The following is a 22,740-nucleotide window of genomic DNA, read 5'->3' as shown; positions in this document are numbered from 1 at the left end:
GTCCTCCCGCGGCGGCGGGAGGACACGACCGAGCGCGGAAGCGGCCCTCACCCCCGCTCGGCGGCGCTCCAGCCGTACTCCTGCTTCAGACGCTTCTTCAGCAGCTTGCCGGCGGCGTTGCGCGGCAGGTCCTCGGTCACGATGCGGATGCGCGAGGGGATCTTGAAGGCCGCCACGCGCGGCGCGAGGAAGTCCGCCAGCTCCTGCTCGGTCAGCTCGCCGCCGGGCAGCAGGCGCACCACCGCGGCCACCTCCTCGCCCATGTCCTCGTCGGGGACCCCGACCACCGCGACCTCGCCCACCGCCGGGTGCTCGTGGACGGCGGCCTCCACCTCGGCGCAGTAGACGTTCTCGCCGCCGCGGATGATCATGTCGGTGGCCCGGTCGACGATGTAGAGGAAGCCCTCCTCGTCCAGCCGCCCCAGGTCGCCGGTGCGCAGCCACCCGCCGGTGAAGGCGGCCGCCGTGGCCTGGGGGCGCTGCCAGTAGCCGTGCACCACCCCCGGGCCCCGGATCCAGACCTCGCCGATCTCGCCCGGCGGCAGCTCCTGCTCGGCGGCGTCGACGATCATGATGTCGACCGTGGCCACCGGCAGCCCTGCGCTGTCGGGCTTGAGCAGGTAGTCGCTGCCGCCGTTGGTGGTCGCCGTCGCCGAGCACTCGGTGAGCCCGTAGCCCTGCCCCAGCAGCATCTCGTGCATACTCCGGCGGGTGCGCGAGACCAGCGCGGGCGCGGCGGGCGCACCGCCGGAGGCCAGCACCATCAGGCTGCCGAGGTCGTAGTCGCCGAGCCGGGGCGAGGCGGTCATCTGCGAGATCATCGACGGCACCGCGGTGATCGCGCTGACCCGCTCGCGCTCGATCAGGCGCATCGCCTCCTCGGGATCCCACTTGTACATCAGCACCAGCGTCCCGCCGTTGGCCAGCGTGGGCAGCATGACCGTCTGGGCACCGGTGGCGTGGAACAGCGGCAGTACGCACAGCACGACCGAGGGCCCCAGCGCGTCGACGTAGGCCTGGACCTCCTCCATCTCCAGGCCGAGCCGCATCAGCGAGCGGAACCGCGAGAAGGAGCCGGAGACGATGTTGGTGGACAGGTTGCGGTGCGACCCCACCGCGGCCTTGGGCCGCCCCGTGGTGCCCGAGGTGTAGAACAGGGTGCACGGCTCGTCGGGGGCCGGTTGCGCCTCGGGCAGGCGCGCGTCGGGCCCGGGCTCGCCCAGCACCGCGTCCCAGGAGCGCGCTCCCTCGGGCAGCTCCCCGGCGCGTACCCCGATCAGCGACAGCTCCAGCCGCTCCAGCGCCTCGCCCAACCGCTCGATGCGCTCGCGGTCGGCCACCAGCACCGTGGCTCCGCTGTCGGTGAGCCCGAACTCGAGCTCCGGCCCGCTCCACCAGGAGTTCAAGGGTACGGCGATCGCGCCGATGCTGGTGGCGGCGAAGTAGGCGATCACCCATTCGGGGTAGTTGCGCATCGCGATCGCCACCCGGTCGCCCTTGGCCACCCCGTAGTCGTCGAGCAGGCGGCGGGCCATGGCGGCGGTGTGCCGGTAGAACTCGGTGTGGGTGAGCCGTTCGTCGCCGTAGACCAGCGCCGCGGTGTCTCCGTGTTCCGCGCTCGACTCGACGATGGAGCGCATGTGCGGAGGCGCGTTCTTCCACACCCGGGTGGCGACGCCGTTGATCTCGGCCGTCTCCATCTCGAAGGGGCCTCCGCTCACCAGCAGCCGCGCGGTGACCGCCGCGAGCGGGCGCATCGGGCGGGCGATCTCGGGTTCGGTCGACTGCTCTTCCACGGTCACGTGCACTCCCCACGGTCGGTGTGGCGGGTCCTGGGCAAGCGGGAGGAGGCGGGCGGGCGCCCGCCCGTGCGGCCGCCGGCCGGCGGTCAGCCGAACCGGATGAGCGAGCGCCCGCCCTTGCCGTCCCGCATCCGCTGGAACGCGTCCGGCAGCCCGTCGAGGCCGACCTCGTCGGTGACCATCGTCGCCAGATCCAGGCCGCCGCTGCGGACATGCTGGGCGACCACGGGCATGTCGCGGTCGGGGTCGCAGGAGCCGTAGAAGCACCCCCGCAGCGTGCGGGCCTGGTGGAAGATCTCCAGGGCGCTGAAGGCGACGGTGTCCTCCAGCGCGCCGGCGCCCACCACCGTCACCTCGCCGCCGCGCCGGCTGATGTCCCAGGCCGCGCGGATGGTCGTACTGGAGCCCACGACCTCGAAGGCGTGGTCGACGCCGCGCCCGCCGGTCAGCGCCTGGACCTCGCCGACGAGGCCCTCGCCCGCCTGGACGAAGTGGGTGGCGCCCAGCGCGAGGGCCAGATCGCGCTTGGCGGGGGAGGCGTCCACGGCGATGACGGGGCCGGCTCCGGCCAGCACGGCCGCCTGCAGCGCCGCCAGGCCCACGCCCCCCAGCCCGATCACCGCCGCCGAGCGGCCCGCGCGCACGTCGGCGGTGTTGGTGACCGCGCCCCAGCCGGTCAGCACGGCGCAGCCGAGCAGGGCCGCGGTCCCGGGGTCGATGCCCTCGGGCATGCGTACCACGCCGTTGGCGGGTACCACCGTCGCCTCGGCGAAGGCCGCCGTGCCCAGACCGGGGTAGACCTCGGTGCCGTCGCCCAGCTTGCCGTAGGCCTGCTGCGCGGCGTCCAGGCCGTGCTCGCACAGGTAGGGCTCGCCGTTCTCGCAGTACCAGCACGCGCGGCACGGCGGCGTCCAGTTGAGCACCACGGGCGCGCCCGGCTCCAGCCCTGTCACGCCGGGCCCCACGGCCTCGACGGTGCCGGCGCCCTCGTGGCCCAGCACGGCGGGCAGCTTCTGCGGCAGCACGCCCTGGGCCAGCGAGAGGTCGGAGTGGCACACACCCGCAGCGGCCAGCCGCACCCGCACCTGCCCCGGCCCCGGTTCGTTGAGGGTGATGCGCTCGATACGCGGCGGCTCCTCGACCCCGGCGAAGACGGCGGCGTTGACGGTGGTGCTCATGTGGCGCCCTTCATGTGATCCCGCTTACCTCGAAGTACCGCGACCTTATAAGACCGACCAGTCGGTTTACCAGTGGGGTAAAGGCCGTCCCCGCAGGCGCCGCTCGCTCCGAACCGCCCGCCGATCCGGCGGTTTCGATCGCCCGGTCCGGCCGCGGCGGCGCGGGTGTGTCGATAGGGTCGGGTCGTGGTCACCAAACAGCAGCGCCTGCCGCGCGAGGTCCGCGAGCGACAGATGATCGACGCCGCGGTACGGGTCTTCTCCCACTCCGGCTACCACACGGCCAGCGTGGAGGAGATCGCCGAGGCGGCCGGCATCTCCAAGCCGATGGTCTACATCTACCTGGGCTCCAAGGAGCGGCTGTTCACCGCCTGCATCCACCGCGAGGCCGACCGGGTGGTCGAGGCGGTGCGCGCGGCCGTGCACCCCGACGAGCCGCCGGAGCTGGGGCTGTGGTCGGGGCTGCGGGTGTTCTTCCGCTTCGTCGCCGACAACCGGGACAGCTGGGCGGTCCTCTACCAGCACGCCCGCACCCAGGGCGAGCCCTTCGCCCAGGAGGTCAACGCCGCCCGCTGCCGTGTCATCGAGGAGATCACCCGCCTGGTCGTGGCCGGCACCCGGCTGCCCGGCGGCGAGCGCATCATCACCGAGCGCGACGCCGAGATCCTGGCCCGCATCGCCATCGGAGCCGCCGACTCGCTCAGCGACTGGTTGCTCGAGCACCCCGAGGAAAGCCCCGACAGCCTCGTCGACCGGGTGACCAACCTGGCCCTGGTCGGCGTGGAGCGCTACACCACCGGCGACATCCAGCCGTCCTGACCCCCTCGCCGCGGCGCCCGTGCGCACGTTTGCCTCCGGGGTGCCGGGGCAGCGGCACGGCCGAGGCAATGGCACGGGCCGCGTACGTAAGGGGAGAACCGACGTGAGTCAGACTGTCGCCGACCATGTGCTGCAGCGCCTGCGGGGCTGGGGGATCGACTACATCTTCGGCTATCCGGGCGACGGCATCAACGGGATCGTCTCCGAGCTCGGCCAGGCCGAGGGGCCGCACTTCGTCCAGAGCCGCCACGAGGAGATGTCGGCCTTCGAAGCCGTCGGCTACGCCAAGTTCAGCGGCAATCTCGGGGTCTGCATGGCCACGAGCGGCCCCGGCGGCGTGCACCTGCTCAACGGCCTCTACGACGCCAAGCTGGACCACGTGCCCGTGCTCGCCATCGTGGGCCAGGTCCACCGCACGGGGATGGGCGGAAGCATCCAGCAGGAAATCGACATGCATTCGCTCTACAAGGACGTGGCCGGCGCCTATGTGCAGACCGCGACGGTGCCCCAGCAGTTCCCCAACCTGATCGACCGCGCGATCCGCACTGCGCTGTCCGAGCGCTGCCCTACCGCGGTCATCATCCCGGCCGACCTGCAGGAGACGGAGTACAGCCCGCCCGAGCACGAGTTCAAGCACGTGCCCTCCAGCAAGCCCGGGCTGAGCCGGGCGCTGACGGTGCCGCCCGAGGACGAGGTGCAGCGGGCGGCCGACCTCATCAACGAGGGCGAGAAGACCGCGATCCTCATCGGCCAGGGCGCCCGCGGGGCGGCCGACGAGGTCGTCGAACTCGCCGAGGCCACCCGCGGGGGCGTGGCCAAGGCGCTGCTGGGCAAGGACGTCCTCGACGACGAACTCCCCTTCGTCACCGGCTCGATCGGGCTGCTGGGCACCCGGCCGACGTGGGAGATGCTGCGCGACTGCGACACCTTCGTCATCGTCGGCTCCAACGTGCCCTACGCCCAGCACTATCCGCCCTTCGGCAAGCGGGCGGTGCAGATCGACATCGATCCGCACATGATCGGGATGCGCTATCCCACCGAGGTCAACCTCGTCGGCGACGCCGCCGAGACGCTGCGCCGGCTGACGACCAAGGTGCGCACCCGCAAGGGGGACCGGGGCCCCGAGCGGTGGCGCGAAGGCATCGAGAAGAGCGTGCGCGACTGGTGGGACTCCATGGACCAGCAGGCCCACGTGCCCGCCGACCCGATCAACCCGATGCTCATCTTCAACCAGCTGTCGCCGCGGCTGCCCGACAATGTGATGGTCACCTCCGACTCGGGTTCGGCCGCCAACTGGTACGCGCGCCACCTGCGCTTCAAGAGCGGCATGCGCGGCTCGCTGTCGGGGACCCTGGCCACCATGGGTCCCGGCGTGCCCTACGCCATCGGAGCGAAGTACGCCCACCCCGACCGGCCGGCGATCGCCCTGGTCGGCGACGGCGCCATGCAGATGAACGGGATGGCCGAGCTGATCACCATCCGCCGCTACGCCCGGGAGTGGAGTGATCCGCGGCTGATCGTCTGCGTGCTGCACAACAACGATCTGAACCAGGTCACCTGGGAGCTGCGGGCGATGGGCGGCTCGCCCAAGCTGCCCTACAGCCAGGACCTGCCCTCGATCTCCTATGCGGACTTCGCGAAATCCATCGGCCTGGAGGGCGAGACCGTGGATCGGCCCGACGCCGTGGCGCCGGCCTGGGACCGCGCACTGTCGGCCACGGGCCCGGTGGTGCTCGACATCCACTGCGACCCCGACATCCCGCCGATTCCGCCCTATGTCGAGACCGAACAGCTCACCGACATGGCCAAGGCGCTGGCCTCGGGCGATCCCGACCGCTTCGACCTGATGACCAAGGGGCTGCGCACCAAGCTCCAGGAGTTCACCACACCGCGCCGCTGAGCCGGGCGAGCCTCGGCTGCGGCCCCGTGACGCAGGGAGCCACATGTCCGAACACGACACCGACGGCGCCTCCGCCGCAGACGACGAGGCAGCGGAGGCCCGCGGCTCCGAGGAACCGCAGGAGGAGCGCCCCCTGGCCGACCGCCGCCCCGGCGGCCAGGGCGCTCGCCCCTCGCCGGACGAGGAGATCGCCGGCGAGCGCGAGCCCTCTCCCACGGATCCCGCCTCCTACGACCCCGACCAGCAGGGCGGGAACGAGCCCCCGGAGTACCCCACGCGCGCCTGAGCCCGCAGCCGATCGCCGGGGCTCGGGCGCGGCCCGGCCGCGGGGCTGGGGCATGCTGGTAGCCGGCCGCCGGGCGGGATCGGCGGCCGAGCACGCCAGCTGAGGGGACGCTTCATGACCACTCCGACCGGCCCCGTGGACTCCAGCCGCGTACCGCGCTTCGCGGGCCCGGCCACCTTCGCCCGGCTTCCCCGCACCGACGAGGTCGACCACACCGACATCGCCGTCGTGGGCGTCCCCTTCGACACGGGGGTGTCCTACCGGCCCGGCGCCCGCTTCGGGCCCGCCGCCGTCCGCGAGGCGAGCCGGCTGCTGCGGCCCTACAACCCCGGCGTCGACATCGCGCCCTTCGCCGCCGCTCAGGTGGCCGACGGCGGCGACATCGCGGTCAACCCCTACTCGATCCAGGAGGCCGTCGCGGCTGTCGAGGACGGCGCGAGGGCACTGCTGGAGCACGGCACACGCATGGTGACGATCGGCGGCGACCATACGATCGCGCTGCCGCTGCTGCGTGCCCTGCACAGCCGGCACGGCCCGATCGCGCTGCTGCACTTCGACGCCCATCTGGACACCTGGGACACCTACTTCGGTGAGCCCTACACCCACGGCACCCCCTTCCGCCGTGCCGCCGAAGAGGGCCTGCTGGACGCCGACGCGCTCAGCCACGTGGGCATCCGCGGACCGCTCTACGGGCGCGGGGACCTGGAGGAGGACCGCCGGTTCGGATTCGGCGTCGTGACCGCCGCCGACGTCATGCGCCGCGGCGTCGACGAGGTCGCCGGAGCGCTGCGCGAGCGCATCGGCGACCGGCCGCTGTACGTCTCGGTGGACATCGACGTGCTCGACCCCGCCCATGCGCCCGGCACGGGAACGCCCGAGGCCGGCGGGCTGACCAGCAGGGAGCTGCTGGAGATCCTGCGCGGCCTGGCCGGCCGCCGCATCGTGGGCGCCGACGTCGTCGAGGTCGCCCCCGCCTACGATCACGCGCAGATCACCGCGACCGCGGCCGCGCATGTGGCCTATGACCTGGTGAGCCTACTCGCGCTGGAGTCCGGCTGAGCGCCTGCGTGGCGCCTGCGCCGCCTGCTCACACGTCCGCTTCGCCGCCCCGCGCCAGCGTGTCCGCGGCTGGCGCGAAGCGAAGGGCCCTACGACCGGACGATCGTCGCCGCCGGGCAGCGTGGGTCGCCGAATCGGCGGGGTGCTCGGGGGCGCATGAACCGTTTCGGATGCTCATCGGTTCACCGGTGCACAAAGTGCTGTGCTGCCCCCGTTTCGGTTGCCGCCCCGGCACAGCCGGGCAAGGATGGGAGGGATCGTGGAGCGGGCGGCTCAACGGGGGGGTGCGATGGCGCAGCCGTACTTGGACACCGCAGTACCTGCGGGCGTCGACCCGGCGGAGTACGCCCGACTGCTGCGCCGTGTGCACGAGGCGGTCTTCTCCGGGGACCGCCCGCCCGCCCGGCTGCGCCCGGTCATCGCCGACTCCTGGGAACGGATGCGCCGGTGCCGCATCGACCCCGACGTCATCCGCCCCGCGCAGGTGCTGCCCCGCGATGAGCTGCAGCGCCATCGCGCCGCCTCGCCGCTGGCCGACCTGCTGCCCCTGCTGCGCGAGGCGCTGATGCCCGTCGCCGAGGACGCCTCCTACGTCATGATCGTCGCCGACGACAAGAGTCGCGTCCTCTGGCGCGACGGCCCGGTACGGATGCGGCATATGGCCGACACCATGGGCATGGTGGAGGGTTCGCAGTGGAGCGAGGAGACCGTGGGCACCAACGCCGTGGGAACCTCGCTGGCCGTCGACCGGCCCCTGCAGGTCCACTCCGCCGAGCACTACGCCCGCGGACTGCACCAGGTCACCTGCTCCAGTGCGCCCGTGCACGACCCGCGCAACGGGCGCCCGCTGGGCGCCGTCAACGTGACCGGCCCCGCCCGCACCGTGCACCCGGCCACGCTGGCGCTGGTCAGCGCGGTGGCCCAGCACGCCGAATCGCAGCTGCGCGGCCGCCACCACGCCCACCTTGAGCGGCTGCGCGCGGTGGCCGCGCCGATGCTGTCGGGGATCGGCGAGAACGCCCTGGTGGTCGACGCCGAGGGGTGGACGGCGACGGCGGTGCACATGGACCCGCCGCGCCGCGTCCTGCTGCCCCGCGGCCTGCAGGGCGGCGGGACCTGGCTGTCGGGACTGGGGGAGTGCCGCGTCGAGCCGCTGCCGGGCGGGTGGCTGCTGCGGCCCGGCCCCGGCGAGAAGCCGCGGCCCAGCGAGGTGGTGCTGGACCTCGCCGACGCCGCGGCGCCGCAGGTGACCGTCGCCGGGCCCAGCGGCACGTGGACGCACCGGCTCACCTTGCGCCACTGCGAGCTGCTGTTCCTGCTCTCGCGCCGCCGCGAGGGCTGCAGCGCCGCCGAGCTCGCCGGCGACCTGTTCGGCGACACCGAGCGGCTGGTGACCGTGCGGGCGGAGATGTCGCGCCTGCGCCGCCGCCTCGGCGGCGTCGTGGAGAGCCGCCCCTACCGGTTCAACGAGGGGCTGCGAGTGGAGGTGCGCGCCCCCGACCGCGCGGCCGAGCTGCTGCCGGCCTCCAGCGCACCCGGGATCCGCCGCGCTCGCAGCGAGGCCGCCCGCGGACTCGCTCCGACGGGTGGGACGCTGCCGGGCTGAGCCGCCGGCGGGTCGGCAGGGCCGACGTGGGCACCGCCCCGGGCACGCCGGCTCGGGCGCGGTCGCCTGGACGCAGGCGTACACGGCGGGCAGCCGGTTGTTACATACAGTAGTTGAACTGCAACCTCGTGCAACCTTTGCCCGCGATGCGGGTGATGCAGTTGAGTCGGGAGTGCAGCGGCGAGAAGCCGGAAGAACCACGTCCGCCCGTGCCCGATGCCTTGAGGGGGGTAGCGGGTTCGATCACGCGAGGCGGACTTTCCACGGCGGCGGCCTGCGGCGGGTGGGGGAGCTCGCCCGGGCCGCCGCCGCATGCTTCGGGGCCGCCGCCGCATGCTTCGGGGCCGCCGCCGGGCAAGAAACCGGTCAGGATCGGGCAAAAGGCGATCGCATCGGCCCGCGCGGATGGGAAGGCTCCTGTGTGCCCTACGCCGACTGCGGATCGGCCGGGCACCGCGGCGGCCGCGGGGGAGGGTGCGGGCCCGGCCGGCGGCGGGCCAGCATACACTGGGCCGGGACCGGCCGGCCCGGGCGTCGCCGCAGCCGTTGCGGGGCCCGGTACGCGGATCAGGCGAACCGGCGGCGCCGCCGAGGCGTCTCACCGGCCACAGCACCATCGTCCCAGTCAGCGGAGGTGGATCGTGCAGGATCCCCGAGAACCCCACCGGCAGCCCTCGGTCCAGGGCTCGCGCATCGACCCCTATGTCGGCAGCTACGCGGCTCGGACCCGGGGCATGGTGGCATCGGAGGTCCGCGCGCTGTTCGCCGTGGCCTCGCGCCCCGAGGTCGTCTCGCTTGCGGGCGGCATGCCCAACGTCAGCGCGCTGCCCCTGGACGACATCGCCCGCATCGTGCAGCAGGTCGTCTCCGATCAGGGCGCCACAGCGCTGCAGTACGGCTCCGCCCAGGGCGACCCCGTGCTGCGCGAGCACATCTGCGAGGTCATGGCCGAGGAGGAGATCGACGCCGCGTCCGACGACGTCATCGTGACCGTCGGCTCCCAGCAGGCGCTCGACCTGGTCACCCGCGTCTTCGTCGACCCCGGCGACGTGGTGCTGTGCGAGGCGCCCACCTACGTGACCGCCATCAACACCTTCGCCGCGTTCCAGGCCGACATCCGCCACGTCGAGATGGACGGCGACGGCGTCGTGCCCGAGGCGCTGGAGGAGGCGCTGGAGCGCCTGGCCGCCGAGGGCCGCCGGGTCAAGTTCTTCTACACGATCCCCAACTTCCAGAACCCCGCCGGGGTCACGCTCTCGGCCGAGCGCCGCACCCGCGTGCTGGAGATCTGCCAGCGCCACGGCCTGCTGGTGCTGGAGGACAACCCCTACGGGCTGCTGCGCTACGACGGCGAGCCGGTGGCGCCGCTGCGCGCCCAGGCGCCCGACAGCGTCATCTACCTCGGGTCCTTCTCCAAGACCCTCTCGCCGGGCTTTCGCATCGGCTGGGCGCTGGCGCCCTCGGCGGTGCGCGCCAAGCTCGTGCTGGCCGCGGAGTCGGCCATGCTCAGCCACTCCACCTTCAACCAGATGGTGGTGCGGCGCTACCTCACCGACCACGCCTGGCGCGAGCAGATCAAGGACTTCAACGAGATGTACCGGGAGCGCCGCGACGCCATGCTCGGCGCCCTCGACGCGCTCATGCCCGCAGGGACCGAGTGGACCCGCCCCGACGGCGGGTTCTTCGTATGGCTGACCCTTCCCGAAGGGCTCGACTCCAAGGCGATGATGCCGCGCGCGGTCAACGAGCGTGTGGCCTACGTCCCGGGGACCGGCTTCTACGCCTCCGACGAAGGCCGCCGCAGCATGCGCCTCTCGTTCTGCTACCCCACCAGCGAGCAGATCCGCGAGGGCGTGCGCCGGCTCGTCGGCGTGATCGAGGGCGAGACCGAGCTGCGTGATACCTTCGGCGGCATGTCGCCCCCGGCCGCTGCGGGCGACGACTCCCCCTTCCCCGACCTGCCCTGACGGATCAGCGGAGCGGGCCGGTGACACCCACAGCAGTACAGCAGGAAGGCAGGACCGTGGCCGATCTGGAGCGGGTGCTCGTACTGTCGGGCGGCATGTCGCCCGAGCACGAGGTCAGCGTGCGCTCGGGGCGGCGCGTGGCCGAGTCGCTGCGCCGCCTGGGCGTCGAGGCGCAGAACGCCGACATCGACGCCGCCCTGCTGGAGCGGCTGCGGACGGACCCGCCCCAGGCCGTCTTCCCGGTGCTGCACGGCGCCTCCGGAGAGGACGGCGCCACCGCCGAGATCCTGCAGCTGAGCGGCGTGGCCCATGTCGGCGCGCCGCCCGCCGCCTGCCGGATCGCCTTCGCCAAGCCCACCGCCAAGGCGCTGGTGGCCCAGCACGGCGTGCCGGTGCCGCGCGGGGTGACGCTGCCCAAGTCGGCCTTCCACGACCTGGGCGCCCCGGCGCTGTTGGAGCGCGTGGTCGACCGGCTCGGGCTGCCCCTGTTCGTCAAGCCCGACCAGGGTGGATCGGCCTTCGGTGCCACCTCCGTCGACTCCGCCGAGGAGCTGTCGGCGGCGATGGTCAGCTGCTTCGCCTATGGCGACAAGGCGGTCATCGAGGAGCGGATCGAGGGTACCGAGATCGCGGTTGGCGTGCTCGACCTGGGCGAGGGCCCGTTCGACCTGCCGCCGGTGGAGATCGTGCCCGACGGCGGCGTCTACGACTACGCTGCCCGCTACACCCCCGGCCGCACCGAGTTCTTCAGCCCTGCCCGGCTGTCGCAGGAGGCCGCTCGCGCCGCGGCCGACGCGGCGCTGACCGCCCACCGCGTGCTGGGTCTGCGCGACTACTCGCGCACCGACCTCATCGTCGACGCCGCGGGCCGCGTGCGGTTTTTGGAGGTCAACGTCGCCCCCGGGCTGACCGAGACCTCCACCTTCCCGCTGGCGGTCGAGGCCGCCGAACTCGACTTCGCGCGGGTCTGCCGCGACCTGGCGTTCAACGCGTGGAACCGCGGCCGCACCGACTAGCGCAGCCCCGAGCACAGCGAGAAAGGCCCCGTGCGGCGGACGCGCCGCACGGGGCCTTTCTCGCGTTTCGCACGATGGGGGTCGGCCGGCGAGCCGCCGGAGCTCGGCCGGCGGTCGTCAGAGGGAGACCCGCTCGTCGAGATCGTCGTCATCGTCGCCGGAGGCGGTATCCTCCGGCGCGACGGAGGCCTGCTGTACACGGGCGTCGTGGCGGGACTTGAGCAGGCTGAGCACCGTTGTGGCGGCCAGCGTCGTCACGATCACCACAAGCGAGGCCACTGTGGGAATCTCGGGAACGTGCAGTTCGGTGGTCTCGTGCACGGCGTGCAGGATCAGCTTGACCCCGATGAAGCCGAGGATCACCGCCAGGCCGTGGCTGAGGTAGACCAGCTTGTCCATCAGACCCCCGATGAGGAAGTAGAGCTGGCGCAGGCCCATCAGCGCGAAGGCGTTGGCGGTGAAGACGAGGTAGGGCTCCTGGGTGATGCCGAAGATGGCGGGGATCGAGTCCAGGGCGAAGAGGATGTCGGTCATGCCGATGGCGATCATCACCATCAGCATGGGGGTCACCAGGCGCTTGCCGTTCACGCGCGTGATCAGCTTGTGGCCGTCGTAGGTGTCGGAGGTGGGCAGTATCCGCCGCACCGTCCGCAGGGCCGCGTTCTCCTCGTACTCCTCGTTCTCCCCGGCGCTGGAGATCAGCTTCCAGGCGGTGTAGAGCAGGAAGGCGCCGAAGAGGTAGAAGACGCCGGCGAACGCGTTGACCGCCGCGGCGCCGGCGGCGATGAACAGTCCGCGGAACAGCAGCGCGAGGGCGATGCCCACGAGCAGGACGCGCTGGCGGTGCTCCCGCGGCACGGCGAAGGAGCCGAGGATGAGGATGAACACGAACAGGTTGTCCATGCTCATCGAGTACTCGACGATCCAACCGGTGAAGAAGTCCATGGCCTGGCCCTCGGTGAAGAAGGCGAGACCGATCCCGAAGAGGATCGCCAGTGAGACGTAGATCGAGACCCAGATGGCGGCCTCGCGCATCGACGGTTCATGGGGCCTGCGGGTGATGACGACGAAGTCGAGCGCGATCACGCCGAGCAGGACGGCGATCGTCACGCCCCAAACCCAGGGTGCGATATCCAAGCGAGTTCTCCAGCGGTTTCGGTGGCACGGGCGGGCCGGCCCCGGGCGCCACACGCGCCCGGGACCGGTCTACTACATCTCAGGAGGAGCCGCGGCGGCGGCCCCGCTTGGCGGCGCGCTCTTCCTTGGCGTTGACGCGCCGCTCCTCCAGGGCCGTCGCCTGGGAGATATAGCGCTCGACGAGATGGGCGGCGACGGGGTTGTGGTCCTTGATGCGGATCAGCAGGTGGGGGGCGATCCGCTCGTGCAGCCACAGGAACCCGATGGCGAAGCCCATGCTGAGCATCGCCTGGAAGGCCAGGAACGACAGCAGCGGCTCACGCAGGATCTCGTCGTGGCCGAGCACGGTGGCGACCAGGTACTGGTCGGTCAGCCGGGCCAGGGGAAAGCCGACCAGCCAGTAGAAGGCCACCGGACCGACCGCGCCGACCCCGAACTTGCCCAGGGCGAGCAGGACGCAGTATCCCGCTCCCAGCAGGGCCAGCGGGATGCCCAGTCCGGTGGCGATCGTCGCGATCTGCACGGCGGGAAGCCCGGCCATGGCCGCCACTCCGGCGGCGAAGGCGCCGGCGATCAGCCCGACGCCGATCCCCGGGATGGCCACCTCGGCGTACTGGAGGGCTAAGGGCATCTGCGGTGCTGCGGTGGTGTGGGTGCTCATCAGCTCACCACCACTCCGAAGGCGAACAGCGAGTAGAACAGCATTCCGAGGTAGAACACCGCGGCGAAGGCGATGATCGCGTTGGTGAGGATTCCGGGGCGGATGGGTTTGGGCAGCATCAGGTTGTTGACCAGAAGCAGTGTCACGCAGTAGGCGCCCATGGCGAAGGTGGACAGGAACGCGAGCGTATCCAGGATCCCCGACGGGCCGTCGGCCGGTCCCCACAGCAGGACGCCGATGCCGAAGAGGATGACGCCCCACAGGAAGAACGCATACAGCTTGGACATGCTGAACCGGCGGGCACCGGGGACGAAGAAGTAGGTCATGTCGGCCTGGCCCCGAGAGAAGGAGTCGAACAGGCCGAACGTGGCGTTGAGGCCGATGAGTGAGATGAACAGGAAGAAGACGGTGCCGAAGATGGGGCTTCCCGCCGCGGTGAAGGAGGCCGCCATCGCGTCCAGCGCCGCGTCGCGTTCGCCGTCGCGGATGACGTCTACGACACCGGGGTCGAAGCGCGCCGAGGCCTGGGCGAGCACGGTGAAGGAGATGGTCACCAGCATCGTGATGCCCCAGAAGAGCACGAACGCGTCGAAGGTGACCCAACGGCGCCAGCCCTTCCACTTGGCCATCTCCTCCGGCTTGGAGGTGTCGAACATGAAGCCGCGGGTGGGCATGGTCTCCTGCTCACCGGCGTGGGCCAGGCCGCGGATGCGGGGGATGTGGGTGCCCATGCCGGCGCCCTTGTCGCGCAGGTGCAGCGTGTACCACATCTGCTGCATGCCCGACGGGCCCGCGAAGGCGATGGATCCGACGATGACGGGGAACCACGCCGCGCTCAGCGCCTCCTGGGGGAAGTAGCCGAAGGCGAACATGCCGGTGATGGTGCTGGAGAGGTCCGCCAGGTTGCCGACCATGCCCGCTACCACCGACGTGCCCACGACCAGCAGGCCGATGCAGATGGAGAGGACGTTCTCCAGCAGGTTGTAGATGACCTTGGCCATCGTGAAGATGACGCCCACCAGCAGCATGCCGGTGACCGCCGTGGCCTGCCAGGGGATCCCGCTCACCCGTTCGAACGCCGATGCACCCGCTGACAGGTGGCCCGGCCATATGTAGACGAGCATCGCGGTGACGAAGAAAAACCACATCAGCGGTTTGAACACCCGCGCGGCACCGAAGAAGATGCTTTCGCCGGTGGCCATCGCATAGCGCGACATCTCCAGCATGACCACGGCTTGCAGGCTGACGCCGACGAGGAACAGCCAGCGGATCTCGGGTCCGAACAGCAGGACCAGCCGCGGCCACATGTAGGACTCGCCCATGCCCACGCCCAGGGCGACGAGGAACACCGTCGGTCCCAGCAGGTGGACGGAGGGTGGAGCGTCCGGCAGTGCGCGGATCGGCATCTGCTCCAGCCGGCCCGCTTTCCAGTAGCGCTCTTCTTCGGGGGCCTCGGAGGCGCCGGTGTCAGTGGCGCCGGAGTCGGAGGCGCCGGCTTCTGCCGGTGAGGGGCCTCGCTGTGCGGGCACCGGTGCATCGGGCGCATCGGTGCCGGAGAGATCATCACGGCCCAGCGGCCGGTCGGAGTTGATGTCTGAGGAGTCCATGCGTGGAGCTCTCCCTCGCTGGATCGCGGATGCGGGCTTGCTGCCCCCTCATTCGCCCCCTTCGTGCGATGCCTCCTTCCTGCGGCCGGCGGGGTGGCTGGGGTCTGCGCTGCGGTGGCTCTGGCGGAGGCCGCCGCAGCGGAGGTACCCGGTGACCGCTTCGTGGCGGCTCAGCGGCCACCGGGTGTGACGTGCGTTACCAGAAGATGATCAAGGGATCAGAGTAGCCCGGCCGAGCGCGCCCAGCGATACTTGGCGCCGAGCACTTGTACCGGCTTCTCCGTGGTGTAGGGGTAGGCCACCACACCGTGCTTGAACAGGTGGGCGCTGGCGGCCTCGACCTCCGTGTCGCCCGACAGGGAGGCGACCACCGGCTTGTCGATGCCGGCGGCGCGGGCCTGGCCGACCACGTCGGCCACCAGTTCGGCGAAGACCATCGGCGGGGTGACGATCGTGTGCCAGTAGCCCAGGATCAGCGCGTGCACCCGCGGATCCTCCAGGCCCAGCCGGATGGTCTTCTCGTAGGTCGAGGGCGGCTCCCCGCCGGTGATGTCGACGGGGTTGCCCGCCGCACCGAAGGGCGGGATGAAGGCCCGGAACGACTCGTCGAGGTCGGGCGGGATCTCCATCAGCGACAGGCCGTTGTCGACCACCGCGTCGGAGAGCAGCACGCCCGACCCCCCGGCGCCGGTGATGATGACGACGTTCTCGCCGGCGGGCGTCGGCAGCACCGGCAGGGCGCGGCCGTACTCCAGCAGCTCGTTGAGCCCCGGCGCCCGCACGACGCCGGCCTGGCGCAGGATGTCGTCGTAGACCTTGTCGTCGCCGGCCAGCGCGCCGGTGTGCGAGCCCGCGGCCCGCGCGCCCGCCGAGGTCCGGCCGGCCTTGAGCACCACCACCGGTTTCCTGGGGACCACTTCACGGGCCGCCTGGACGAAGGCGCGGCCGTCCTTGAGGTCCTCAAGGTGCATCGCGATGGCGTTGGTGTTGTCGTCCTGGCCGAAGAACGTCAGCAGGTCGTCCTCGTCGATGTCGGCCTTGTTGCCCACGCCCACGATCGCCGAGACGCCCGTGCTGGTGCTGCGGCTGTAGCCCAGGATGGCCATGCCGATGCCGCCCGACTGGGAGGTCAGCGCGGTGCCGCCGGCCACGTCGTAGGGGGTGCAGAAGGTCGCCGAGAGGTGCTCGGGGGTGTAGTAGTAGCCGTAGATGTTGGGCCCCAGCAGGCGCACGCCGTGGCGGCGGGCGATGGCCAGCACCTCGTCCTGCAGGTCCTGCTCGCCGGTCTCGGCGAAGCCGGAGGGGATCAGGATCGCGCCGGCGACCCCCCGGCGGCCGGCCTCCTCCAGGGCCGCGGGGACGAACTTCGCCGGGATCGTGAAGATCGCGACGTCGATGCCGTCGGGCGCGTCGGCGATGGTGGAGTAGGAGGTGCGGCCGTAGACCTCGTCGGCCTTGGGGTTGATCGGGTAGACCTGTCCCGCGTATCCGCCGTCCACGATGTTGCGCATGACCGAGTTGCCGATCTTGCCCTGCTCGTTGGAGGCGCCGATGACCGCGATGGAGCGCGGTTTGAAGATGCGGTTCATCGAGGCGAGGATCTCCTCGGTGGTGAACCGCTTCGGCGGCTGCGCCGGGTCGAAGTCGAGCACGAAGCGCAGGTCGGCGGCCACGCTGCCCGAGCCCGAGGCGAAGACCGGGTTGAGGTCGGCCTCGGAGATCTCGGGGAAGTCGGTGACCAGGTCCGACAGCCGGGTGATGACGTCGGCCAAGCGGTCGGTGTCCACCGGCTCGCTTCCGCGTACGCCCGTGAGCACCTCGGCGGCCTTGATGTCGCCGATCTGTGCGCGGGCCTCCTCGGCCGAGACGGGGGCCAGGCGGAAGGAGACGTCCTTGAGCACCTCCACCAGGACCCCGCCGAGGCCGAAGACGACGACCTTGCCGAAGGTGGGATCGGTGGTGGCGCCGATGAGGACCTCTTGGCCCCCGCCCACCATCTGCTGCACCTGCACGCCCTCGATCGTGGCCTTGGGGTCGTAGGCCCGGGCGTTGTCGACGATGCGCTGGTAGGCGGCCTTGACCTCCTCGGCCGAGGAGAGCCCGACCTCGACGCCTCCGGCGTCGGTCTTGTGCAGGATCTCGGGAGAGACGATCTTGGCGACCACGGGCAGGCCCAGCTCCACGGCCAGCGACACGGCCTCGTCGGCACTGGTGGCCAGCGCCTCGCCGGGGATGGGAATGCCGTAGGCCTCGGCCAGCGCCTTGCCCTCGGGGGCGGTCAGCGCGCTGCGGCCCTCGGAGCGGGCCCGGTCGAGCACGGCGCGGACGGCTTCGCGATCGTAGCCGGATTCCGTTGCCATCTTCTCAGATCACTCCGTTCGTCTTGAGGGCGTCGAGGTCCTCGGCGGTCAGCCCCAGCTCGTCCTGGTAGACCTGGGAGTTGTGCTCGCCGAGCAGGGGGGAGCGGCCGATGTCGGCGGGGGAGTCCGACATCCGCATGGGCAGGCCCACGGTCTTGTAGGCGCCGCGCTGGGGGTGTTCGACCGTTGCGACGATCCCGTTCTCGTTGAGAGTGGGGTCCTCGATGATCTCCTTGGTCGACAGGATCGGCCCGCAGGGGATGTTGTGCTCGTTGAGCGCTGCGAGCACGTCCCACTTGGGCAGCTTGGAGGACCACTCCTCGATGAGGCTGAAGCACTTGTCGAGCTTGTCCAGCCGCGCCTCGGGGGTGGCCCACTCGGGGTCGCTCGCCAGCTCGGGCCGGCCGATGATGCGGGTGATGTGCTCCCAGCCGGTCGGCTGGATGATGACGTAGACGTAGTCGTTGGCTCCGCCGGGGGCCGTGCGCACAGCCCAGCCGGGCTGGCCGCCGCCCGAGGCGTTGCCCGAGCGCGGAACCTCGTCGCCGAAGTCGGAGTTGGGGTACTCGTTGAGCGGGCCGTGCGTGAGGCGCTGCTGGTCACGCAGCTTGACCCGGCACAGGTTGAGAACCGAGTCCTGCATGGCGACCTCGACCCGCTGGCCCGTGCCGGTGCTTGTGCGCTGGTACAGCGCCGCGAGGATACCGGCTACTGTATGCATTCCTGTGCCCGAATCGCCGATCTGGGCGCCCGTGGCCGTGGGGGGACCCTCCTCGAAGCCCGTGGTGCTCATCGAGCCGCCCATGGCCTGGGCGATGACCTCGTAGGCCTTGAAATCGGCGTAGGCACCGGGACCGAACCCCTTGATCGAGGCGTAGATCAGGCGGGGATTGGCCTCGTGCAGCGTCTCCCAGGTGAAGCCCATCCGGTCCAGTGCCCCCGGCGCGAAGTTCTCCACCAGCACGTCGCTGCGCTTGACCAGGTCCAGGAAGAGGCGCCGGCCCTCGTCGCTCTTGGTGTTGAGCGTGATGCTGCGCTTGTTGCCGTTGAGCATCGTGAAGTAGAGGCTGTCGACGTCGGGGAGGTCGCGCAGTTGGCGCCGCGTGACGTCGCCCGCGGGGGCCTCCAGCTTGACCACGTCGGCGCCGAGCCAGCCCAGGATCTGGGTGGCCGAGGGTCCTGACTGCACGTGGGTCATGTCCAGGACCCGGACCCCGTCTAGTGCCTTGCTCATGTGGATCCTCACCGCCTACTTGTACATGGTCTGGTTCATCGTCCCCGGCGCGTAGACCTCCGGGTCGATCCAGACGTTGATCAGCGAGGGTTTGCCGGACTCCCGGGCGCGCCGCAGCGCCGGCGCGATCTCGCCGGGCTCGTAGACCTCCTCGCCGTAGCCGCCCAGCATCTTGGCGAACTCCGAGTAGCGCACGTCGCCCAGCGTGTTGCCGATCTCGCCGCGGTCGGCGCCGTACTTGGCGATCTGGCCGTAGCGGATCTGGTTCATCGAGGAGTTGTTGCCGATGATCCCGATGAAGGGCATGTCGAAGCGCACCAGCGTCTCGAAGTCCCAGCCGGTGAGGCTGAAGGCGCCGTCGCCGAAGAGCGCGACGACCTCCTTGTCCGGGCGGGCGTACTTGGTGGCCATCACGAAGGGGACGCCGACGCCCAGCGTGCCCAGGGGGCCCGGGTCCAGCCAGTGTCCGGGCGACTTGGGCTGGACCACCTGGCCGGAGAAGGTGACGACGTCGCCGCCGTCGCCGATGTAGATGGAGTCCTCGGTCAGGAAGTCGTTGATCTCGCTGACCAGGCGGTAGGGGTGGATGGGGGTGGAGTCGGAGGCCAGCAGGGGCGCCCGCTTCTCCATCGCCTTGTTCTCCTCCTGGCGCAGCTCCTCCATCCAGGTCTTGCGGCCCTGCGCGCCGTTGTCGCCGTAGGCGGAGGTGGCCTGCAGCACCGAGGAGAGGATGACGTCGGCGTCGCCGACGATGCCCAGGTCGATGTCGCGGTTCTTGCCGACGGTGGCGTAGGAGAGGTCGATCTGCACCACCGTGGCGTCGGTCGAGAGCCGCTTGCCGTAGCCCATGCGGAAGTCGAAGGGGGTCCCGACGATGATGATCAGGTCGGAGTTGGAGAAGGCGTGGCGCCGCGAGAGCTGGAAGTGGTGCGGGTCGCCGGGGGGCAGGGTGCCGCGGCCGCCGCCGTTCATGTAGGCCGGGACGTTGAGCGTGCGCACCAGGTCGACGGCCGACTCGGTGGCGTGCGTGGTCTGGACCTGGTTGCCCAGCAGGATGCTGGGGCGCTCGGAGCGCACCAGCAGCTCGGCCAGGCGCTCGATCGAGTCGGGGTCGCCGGCCTGGCGGGTGGAGGCGCGGTAGTGGCCGGCCTCGGGTACCCGGGCCGAATCCACCGGCACGGAGGCGTCCAGAATGTCGCGCGGGATCTCCAGGAAGGAGGGTCCGGGTGCGCCGCTCATCGACTCCCGGAAGGCCATCGAGACCAGGTCGGCCACCCGCTCGGTGTGCGGAACCGTGGCGGCGAACTTGGAGATGGGCCCGATCATGTCGACGTGCGGAAGGTCCTGCAGCGATCCCATCTTGTGCTGGCTGAGTGCCCCCTGTCCGCCGATGACCAGCAGCGGGCTCTCGGCGCGGTAGGCGTTGGCGATGCCGGTGACGGAGTCGGTCGTGCCGGGCCCGGCGGTGACCACAGCGCAGCCGGGTTTGCCGGTCACCCGCGCGTAGCCGTCGGCGGCGTGGGCCGCCACCTGCTCGTGGCGGACGTCGATGACGTCGATGCCCTCATCGGCACACCCGTCGTAGATGTCGATGATGTGGCCGCCGCAGAGTGTGAAGATCACATCGACCCCCTCGGCCTTGAGGGCCTTGGCGACCAGGTGGCCGCCGGAGATCGTGGTGTCCCCACCCTTGTCGTCAGTCATCTGAGCACACATCTCCTTTATTGGATACTGCATACCGTATGGTTTCCATTGCTACACGACCCCCCGATCGGTGTCTAGAGCGGAAGGGTGCGAATAGGTACCGGGCGCCGCAGCCGGGCCGCGACCGCGGCCGCGCCCAAGCCCGCCAGACCTGCGCAGATCAGGCACAGTACGGGCCCCGCATGCGGTGCCAGGGCGATCAGGGCCGCCGCCCCGCCCACGCCCGCGAGCCCGCCCAGCGCCTTGGCGCTGTAGACGAGGCCGGGGATGTCGGCGCTGTCGCGGCTGCCGAAGAAGTCGTGGGCCAGTGTCCTGGTGAGCGGATAGCAGCAGCCTCCGCCGATGCCCGCCGGTATCGCCAGGAGCACCAGGGCGGCGGCTGATCCCGTCAGCGCGGCACAGGCCAAACCGAACTGGGCGGCTCCGCCCGCGGCCAGCGCGGCGACGAGGATGCGCCGCCGGCCCACGCGCTCGCCCCAGCGCCCGGCGGCGGCGCGTCCCAGGCCGCTGGAGGCGACGAGCACCGCCAGCGCCGCGGCGACGGCACCGGGGGCCAGGCCGCGGTCGGCCAGCAGCATCGGCAGTACCGCCAGGTTCACCAGGGCGGCGGCGCCGGCCAGCGCCACCACCGCGTGCAGACCGGGCAGGGCGCCGCTGCGCCAGGCCTGGGCGGCGGAGTGGTCGTAGCAGGCGACGGGCTCGCGACGGCGCAGTGCCCAGTCGCGCGGATCGGTCTCGGGAGGCCACCAGCGCGGCGGGGGTGTGCGCAGTCCGGCACCGGCGGCGGCCACCACGCACGCCACCGCCACGCCCAGCCACGGCGCGGCGGCCAGGTGGGCGGGCTGGGCCAGGGAGAGGCCGACGACCAGGGGGACCGCGCCCAGGGCGAATCCGGCCCCGGCCCACACCGCGGGGGTGGTCGGGCGCTCGGGGTACCAGGCCGCGACCACGTGCACGCCGGAGTGGTAGACGAGTCCGGCTCCCAGCCCGCCGACCAGAGCGTAGGCCAGCAGCATCCAGCCGAGTCCGCCGCCGAGGCCGACCGCCGCGAGCGCGGCGGCGCACAGTGGCGCGCCGGCCACGATGGCCCGCGCCGGGGGCAGCAGACCGCGTTCGCGCAGCCGCGCGATCGGCCAGGCGCTGCCGCCCTGGACCAGTGCCCACAGCGCGAAGGGCAGCAGCGCCGCTGCCGGACTCCAGCCGTGGGCGGCCACCAGCAGCGGCACGGCGGCGCCGTAGCCGAACTGCAGAACACCGATCGCGGACACCGCCGCGACCGCCCGGGCCGCCGGAACCGCGCGGTCGGTGCCGGCCAGCTCGCGGGCCGGGCGCCCCACGGCGTAGCGGCGCCCGCTCCAGTCGTGCAGCTCGCCGTCGCGCGGGGCGGGGACGTAAGGGGAGACCAGGTGGCCCGCCGGCGCGGCAGCGGGGGGTGGCTGGTTCATATGGCGCACCTCACAACGTCAGTTGACGGTATACAGTATGCGTCGATGAACCGAAGATGAGAAGAGGGGTGGCGTCTCTTTCGCAGATTCACAGCGATTCGTCGCCAGTGCTGACTTCCGCGATGCGGAGTCTCGTATAGCGGTATTGCATACTGCATACGATCTCGCGTATGACAGTGGAGGGAGGGTCCCGGAAGACACAGCGATGCCGAGGAGGCTCGGTGGACCTCTACGAGTACGAAGCCAAGCAACTGTTCGGAGACCACGAGGTGCCGCTGGCCGAACGCCAGCTGGCCACCTCGCCTGAGCAGGCCGAACTCAGTGCCGCCCGCCTGGGCGGCAAAGTCGTCGTCAAGGCCCAGGTCAAAGCCGGCGGGCGCGGCAAGGCCGGCGGCGTGAAGGTCGCCGACGACCCCGCCGACGCCCGCGCCAAGGCCGAACAGATCCTCGGCATGGACATCAAGGGGCACACGGTGCACCGGGTCCTGATCGAGGAGGCCAGCGACATCGCGGAGGAGTACTACGTCTCCTTCCTGCTGGACCGCGCCAATCGGAGCTTCCTGTCGATCTGCTCCGCCGAGGGCGGTGTCGAGATCGAGGAGGTCGCCGAGAAGCGACCCGAAGCCGTGGTGCGCACCCCCGTCGACGCGCTCGGCGGCCTGGACCGCGACACCGCCCTGGCCATCTGCGAAAAGGCGGGCCTGCCCCAGGAGGTCCACCCGCCCACCGCGGTCGTGCTGCAGCGGCTGTGGGAGGTGGCCCGGGAGGAGGACGCCACTCTGGTCGAGGTCAACCCCCTGGTTCGCACCTCCGACGGCCGCATCCTCGCCCTGGACGGCAAGGTCACCCTCGACGACAACGCCTTGGAGCGCCACCCCGAGCGCTCCGCCTTCCAGGACGACGGCGTCGCCGAATCGCTGGAGGCCCGGGCAAAACAGAAGGGGTTGAACTACGTCAAG

Annotated in this window: 17 protein-coding genes; 8 read left to right on the top strand and 9 right to left on the bottom strand. The window is 71.3% G+C overall.

All coding sequences use genetic code 11. The features are described from left to right. Positions 1-47: 47 nt before the first annotated feature. Both LP52_RS10305 and LP52_RS10300 read right to left on the bottom strand, forming a co-directional pair. On the bottom strand, positions 48-1,757 hold the full coding sequence (locus tag LP52_RS10305; RefSeq protein WP_040272949.1) for a class I adenylate-forming enzyme family protein: 1,710 nt from the start codon (positions 1,755-1,757) through the stop codon (positions 48-50). 131 nt (positions 1,758-1,888) lie between these two features. After that, positions 1,889-2,980 carry a zinc-binding dehydrogenase gene (locus LP52_RS10300; RefSeq protein WP_040272790.1) on the bottom strand — a complete coding sequence of 364 codons (1,092 nt, stop codon included), beginning with the start codon at positions 2,978-2,980 and terminating at the stop codon, positions 1,889-1,891. A gap of 186 nt (positions 2,981-3,166) precedes the next feature. Between LP52_RS10300 and LP52_RS10295 the strand changes: the two genes are divergently transcribed. From LP52_RS10295 to LP52_RS10265, 7 genes are all read left to right on the top strand, one after another. Continuing rightward, on the top strand, positions 3,167-3,799 hold the full coding sequence (locus LP52_RS10295) for a TetR/AcrR family transcriptional regulator (protein ID WP_040272789.1): 633 nt from the start codon (positions 3,167-3,169) through the stop codon (positions 3,797-3,799). Positions 3,800-3,902: 103 nt separating this feature from the next. Next, positions 3,903-5,699 carry a thiamine pyrophosphate-requiring protein gene (locus tag LP52_RS10290; RefSeq protein ID WP_040272788.1) on the top strand — a complete coding sequence of 599 codons (1,797 nt, stop codon included), beginning with the start codon at positions 3,903-3,905 and terminating at the stop codon, positions 5,697-5,699. A gap of 43 nt (positions 5,700-5,742) precedes the next feature. Then, the gene (locus LP52_RS10285; protein WP_040272787.1) at positions 5,743-5,985 is read left to right on the top strand and encodes a hypothetical protein; all 243 of its coding nucleotides are present in this window, start codon (positions 5,743-5,745) and stop codon (positions 5,983-5,985) included. A 114-nt stretch (positions 5,986-6,099) separates the two neighbouring features. Continuing rightward, positions 6,100-7,044: an agmatinase gene (speB, locus tag LP52_RS10280; RefSeq protein ID WP_040272786.1), complete on the top strand. Its 945-nt coding sequence runs from the start codon at positions 6,100-6,102 to the stop codon at positions 7,042-7,044. A gap of 289 nt (positions 7,045-7,333) precedes the next feature. Next, positions 7,334-8,650: a GAF domain-containing protein gene (locus LP52_RS10275; protein WP_040272784.1), complete on the top strand. Its 1,317-nt coding sequence runs from the start codon at positions 7,334-7,336 to the stop codon at positions 8,648-8,650. Between the two features lie 638 nt (positions 8,651-9,288). Then, entirely contained in the window at positions 9,289-10,617 is a 1,329-nt protein-coding gene (locus LP52_RS10270; protein WP_394298198.1) for an aminotransferase-like domain-containing protein, read from the top strand. 56 nt (positions 10,618-10,673) lie between these two features. Continuing rightward, entirely contained in the window at positions 10,674-11,633 is a 960-nt protein-coding gene (locus tag LP52_RS10265; protein ID WP_040272782.1) for a D-alanine--D-alanine ligase family protein, read from the top strand. A 117-nt stretch (positions 11,634-11,750) separates the two neighbouring features. Here the strand turns inward: LP52_RS10265 and LP52_RS10260 are convergent, their stop codons facing one another. The 7 genes from LP52_RS10260 to LP52_RS10230 form a co-directional block, all read right to left on the bottom strand. Then, positions 11,751-12,770, bottom strand: a complete 1,020-nt coding sequence (locus tag LP52_RS10260; RefSeq protein ID WP_052809690.1) for a TerC family protein — start codon at positions 12,768-12,770, stop codon at positions 11,751-11,753. A gap of 79 nt (positions 12,771-12,849) precedes the next feature. Further along, the gene (locus LP52_RS10255; protein ID WP_052809689.1) at positions 12,850-13,431 is read right to left on the bottom strand and encodes a hypothetical protein; all 582 of its coding nucleotides are present in this window, start codon (positions 13,429-13,431) and stop codon (positions 12,850-12,852) included. Then, complete coding sequence (locus LP52_RS10250; RefSeq protein WP_052809688.1) at positions 13,431-15,038, bottom strand: Nramp family divalent metal transporter; 1,608 nt, start codon at positions 15,036-15,038, stop codon at positions 13,431-13,433. Before LP52_RS10250 ends, LP52_RS10255 begins: the two co-directional genes overlap by 1 nt. Positions 15,039-15,256: 218 nt before the next feature. Then, on the bottom strand, positions 15,257-17,398 hold the full coding sequence (locus tag LP52_RS10245; RefSeq protein WP_040272781.1) for an acetate--CoA ligase family protein: 2,142 nt from the start codon (positions 17,396-17,398) through the stop codon (positions 15,257-15,259). 4 nt (positions 17,399-17,402) lie between these two features. Continuing rightward, complete coding sequence (gene frc / locus LP52_RS10240) at positions 17,403-18,632, bottom strand: formyl-CoA transferase (protein ID WP_040272780.1); 1,230 nt, start codon at positions 18,630-18,632, stop codon at positions 17,403-17,405. Positions 18,633-18,647: 15 nt separating this feature from the next. After that, the gene (locus LP52_RS10235) at positions 18,648-20,336 is read right to left on the bottom strand and encodes a thiamine pyrophosphate-binding protein (RefSeq protein WP_040272779.1); all 1,689 of its coding nucleotides are present in this window, start codon (positions 20,334-20,336) and stop codon (positions 18,648-18,650) included. Positions 20,337-20,410: 74 nt separating this feature from the next. Then, on the bottom strand, positions 20,411-21,781 hold the full coding sequence (locus LP52_RS10230) for an MFS transporter (RefSeq protein WP_052809687.1): 1,371 nt from the start codon (positions 21,779-21,781) through the stop codon (positions 20,411-20,413). Between the two features lie 221 nt (positions 21,782-22,002). Here LP52_RS10230 and LP52_RS10225 point away from each other — a divergent pair. After that, on the top strand, positions 22,003-22,740 hold a 738-nt coding region (locus tag LP52_RS10225; protein WP_040272778.1), incomplete at its 3' end, for an ATP-grasp domain-containing protein.

This window comes from Streptomonospora alba (assembly GCF_000826685.1).
GTDB lineage: Bacteria > Actinomycetota > Actinomycetes > Streptosporangiales > Streptosporangiaceae > Streptomonospora > Streptomonospora alba.
This window is presented reverse-complemented; position numbering and strand designations above follow the sequence as displayed.

Bases quoted from the DNA above. Each gene is read 5' to 3' on its own strand.
- LP52_RS10305 (WP_040272949.1), bottom strand. From the start codon at position 1,757: ATGCGCCCGCTCGCGGCGGTCACCGCGCGGCTGCTGGTGAGCGGAGGC.
- LP52_RS10300 (WP_040272790.1), bottom strand. From the start codon at position 2,980: ATGAGCACCACCGTCAACGCCGCCGTCTTCGCCGGGGTCGAGGAGCCG.
- LP52_RS10285 (WP_040272787.1), top strand. From the start codon at position 5,743: ATGTCCGAACACGACACCGACGGCGCCTCCGCCGCAGACGACGAGGCA.
- speB (WP_040272786.1), top strand. From the start codon at position 6,100: ATGACCACTCCGACCGGCCCCGTGGACTCCAGCCGCGTACCGCGCTTC.
- LP52_RS10275 (WP_040272784.1), top strand. From the start codon at position 7,334: ATGGCGCAGCCGTACTTGGACACCGCAGTACCTGCGGGCGTCGACCCG.
- LP52_RS10255 (WP_052809689.1), bottom strand. From the start codon at position 13,431: ATGAGCACCCACACCACCGCAGCACCGCAGATGCCCTTAGCCCTCCAG.
- LP52_RS10250 (WP_052809688.1), bottom strand. From the start codon at position 15,038: ATGGACTCCTCAGACATCAACTCCGACCGGCCGCTGGGCCGTGATGAT.
- LP52_RS10245 (WP_040272781.1), bottom strand. From the start codon at position 17,398: ATGGCAACGGAATCCGGCTACGATCGCGAAGCCGTCCGCGCCGTGCTC.
- frc (WP_040272780.1), bottom strand. From the start codon at position 18,632: ATGAGCAAGGCACTAGACGGGGTCCGGGTCCTGGACATGACCCACGTG.
- LP52_RS10235 (WP_040272779.1), bottom strand. From the start codon at position 20,336: ATGACTGACGACAAGGGTGGGGACACCACGATCTCCGGCGGCCACCTG.
- LP52_RS10230 (WP_052809687.1), bottom strand. From the start codon at position 21,781: ATGAACCAGCCACCCCCCGCTGCCGCGCCGGCGGGCCACCTGGTCTCC.